Source organism: Kitasatospora sp. NPDC003701 (genome assembly GCF_053587085.1).
Map to the genome: position 1 here is coordinate 1 of NZ_JBSFNM010000040.1, position 2,729 is coordinate 2,729.

Consider the following 2,729-nt stretch of genomic DNA (forward strand, 5'->3'; position numbering starts at 1 on the left):
GCGCCCTCGTCACCCTGGCCACCACGACACAAGCAACCGCACGCGCAACCCGCCAACGAGCCATCGAAGCCGCAGGCAACCGCGAATAGAACACGACCGGCCGACACCGCACGCGAACCGCAGACGGCCACCGGAGAGGACGGGGTGAACTCCCATGGGGCTCAGCGCAGGGATCCTGGATACGATCGGCAATACCGCCCTGGTACGGCTGTCGCGCGTCGACGAGGGCTTCGCCGGGCAGCTCTACGCCAAGTTGGAGGGCTTCAACCCGACCGGCAGCGTGGAGGACCGCTCCGCCGTCGCCGCGGTGGACGAACTGCTCCGGCGCGGCGAGTTGGTCCCGGGCTCGACCCTGGTGGCCGAAACCGGCTCCGTCGACTTCGCGGTCAGCCTGGCCCAGACCTGCCGCAGCCGCAGGATCGAGCTGGTGTGCGTCGCCAGCCCCGCCGTCCGGTCTGCCGTCGGCGGGCTGCTGCGGGCCTACGGCGCCCGGGTCGAGGTGCCGGACGGCGACGCGGCGGACGAGTCGGCGCGGGAGGCGGCCGCCGGCGAGCTCGCGGCGCGGATCGGCGGGCACTGGCCCGGGCCGCACAGCGCGTTGCGCCGCGCCCAGTCCGACCCGGGTGCGGCGCGCGAGATCCTCGAAGGGCTCGACGGCCCGCCCGACCTGCTGATCTGCGCTGCGGACAGCCCGGCGGTCCTGCGCGGCTGCGCCGAGCTGATCCGGCTGTCGGGCCTGGCCACCGAGCTGGTCGCGGTCCACCTGGTCGCCGACGCCGATGATCCGATGCCGTCGGACCCGGGTGTCGAAGGGGTGCGCCACCGGCTCCTGATCGACCGGGCGACGGCCGCCCGGGCCTGCCGGCGCCTGGTCGAGCGGGAGGCGATCCTCGCCGGGCCGCGGTCCGGGGCGGCCCTGGCCGCCTTCGAGCGGCTCGCCGACGGGCTGGCGCCCGACGCGAAGGTCGTCCTGGTCTTCCCGGACAAGGGCCAGCGCTACCTGGACTCGATCTACCCCTGAGCACCGCCGGCTCCCGGAGGGGCGCGCACCGGAGCCAGGACCGTCGCGGCCGGAGCCGTAGCCGCGGTACATCCGGACCCCCTCCCGGGGTTCCCGACCGAAGGAACGTCATGCTGATCCTGCGAAACTCCGAGGTTCGCGAGATCCTCGCCACCCACCGCGACCTGGTCGTCCAGGCGGTCGGCGACACCTACCGCAGGCACGACGAGGGCCTGACCACGGTGCCGCACTCGATCTTTCTCCGCTTCCCGGACAAGCCCAAGGACCGCATCATCGGCCTGCCGGCCTATGTGCGCGGCGGCGAGGAGCCCTCGTCGACGGGGATCAAGTGGATCGCCTCCTTCCCGGGCAACGTCGCGCGCGGGATCGACCGGGCCAGCGCCGTCATCGTGCTCAACGACCCGGAGACCGGGCGGCCGGCGGCGCTGATCGAGGGCTCCGAGATCTCGGCGCACCGCACCGCGGCCAGCGCGGCGATCGGCGCCCGGGCGCTGTCGGTGGAGGCCGAGCCCGAGGAACTCGCCCTGATCGGCTGCGGCCCGATCAACCGTCAGGTGCTGTACTACCTGCGCGACGCCTTCCCGAGCCTGAGCCGGCTGCGGCTGTTCGACCTCGACCGCGAGCGGGCCGTGCAGTTCGGCGAGGAGGCCGCGCGGCAGTACGGTCTGGCGGTGACGGTCGGCGACTCGGTCGCCGAGACGATCGCCGAGCAGCGCCTGATCGCCCTCGCCACCACCGCGCCCGCGCCCCACCTCGACCTCGGGCCGGCGGCCAAGGACGCGACCGTCCTGCACGTCTCGCTGCGCGACCTGCACGTGGAGGAGATCCTCGCGGCGCAGAACGTGGTGGACGACGCCGACCACGTCTCCCGTGAGCAGACCTCGGTGCACCTGGCCGAACAGGCCAGCGGCACGCGGGACTTCATCGACGCCGAGATCGGTGCGATCCTGCGCGACCCGGCCGCGTTCCGGCGCGACCCGGCCCGCCGGGCGATCTACTCGCCGTTCGGTCTCGGCAGCCTCGACATCGCGCTCGCCGACCGCATCCGCGGCCTCGCGCAGGCGGCCTCCCTGGGCGTCGTCGTCGACGGCTTCCTGCCGGGCGAGTAACCCTCCCGCAGTTGGCTCCCGCCGGTCCCGTGGCCCCCTCGGCCGCGGGGCCGGCGCTGTCGTTCGCGGGCCGGGACGGGGTCCGGACGGTGCCGGGCGGCCCGGGGCCAGGCGAAGTATAGAACGCGGTATAGACGTCGCGCCGAGGATCTCCTTCGACGGGAAGGGCGCGTACCGCGGGATGCCGTGGGCGCTCCGATCCGCGTGCCCGGTTCCCGTTCCTCACCGATCGTCCGTCAGCCGGCATGCCCGCCGGCCGACCGTTCGTCAGGAGTACCGATGGAAGAGCAGACCGACCTCCGCCGCTACCGCGTCGTCCTCAACGACGAGGAGCAGTACTCGATCTGGTGGGCCGACCGCGACCTGCCCGCCGGCTGGCGGGCCGAGGGTGTCGAGGGCTCCAAGGACGAGTGCCTGGCCCACATCGACGAGGTCTGGACGGACATGCGTCCGGCCAGCCTGCGCCGCCGCATGGAGAACGCGGCCGGCTGAGGGTGTCCGGTGGATCGGACGGGCCACCGTCCCGCCCGGACCACCCGGCACCCCCTCAGTCCACCCCTTCGCCGCCACCGCGTCGTCCCCGATCAGGAGTGTCCACG

At 73.7% G+C, this 2,729-nt stretch carries 3 protein-coding genes; all 3 read left to right on the top strand.

Annotation, left to right across the window (positions count from 1 at the left end; genetic code table 11):
- The first annotated feature begins 154 nt into the window (after positions 1 to 154).
- The 3 genes from ACWDRR_RS29770 to ACWDRR_RS29780 all read left to right on the top strand — a co-directional run bounded on the left by ACWDRR_RS29770 (position 155) and on the right by ACWDRR_RS29780 (position 2,622).
- Positions 155 to 1,021, top strand: coding sequence for a pyridoxal-phosphate dependent enzyme (locus ACWDRR_RS29770; protein WP_449775333.1), 867 nt, complete (start codon positions 155 to 157; stop codon positions 1,019 to 1,021).
- A 110-nt stretch (positions 1,022 to 1,131) separates the two neighbouring features.
- Complete coding sequence (gene sbnB, locus ACWDRR_RS29775; protein ID WP_449775334.1) at positions 1,132 to 2,130, top strand: 2,3-diaminopropionate biosynthesis protein SbnB; 999 nt, start codon at positions 1,132 to 1,134, stop codon at positions 2,128 to 2,130.
- Between the two features lie 279 nt (positions 2,131 to 2,409).
- On the top strand, positions 2,410 to 2,622 hold the full coding sequence (locus tag ACWDRR_RS29780) for an MbtH family protein (RefSeq protein WP_449775335.1): 213 nt from the start codon (positions 2,410 to 2,412) through the stop codon (positions 2,620 to 2,622).
- The last annotated feature ends 107 nt before the right edge of the window (positions 2,623 to 2,729 follow it).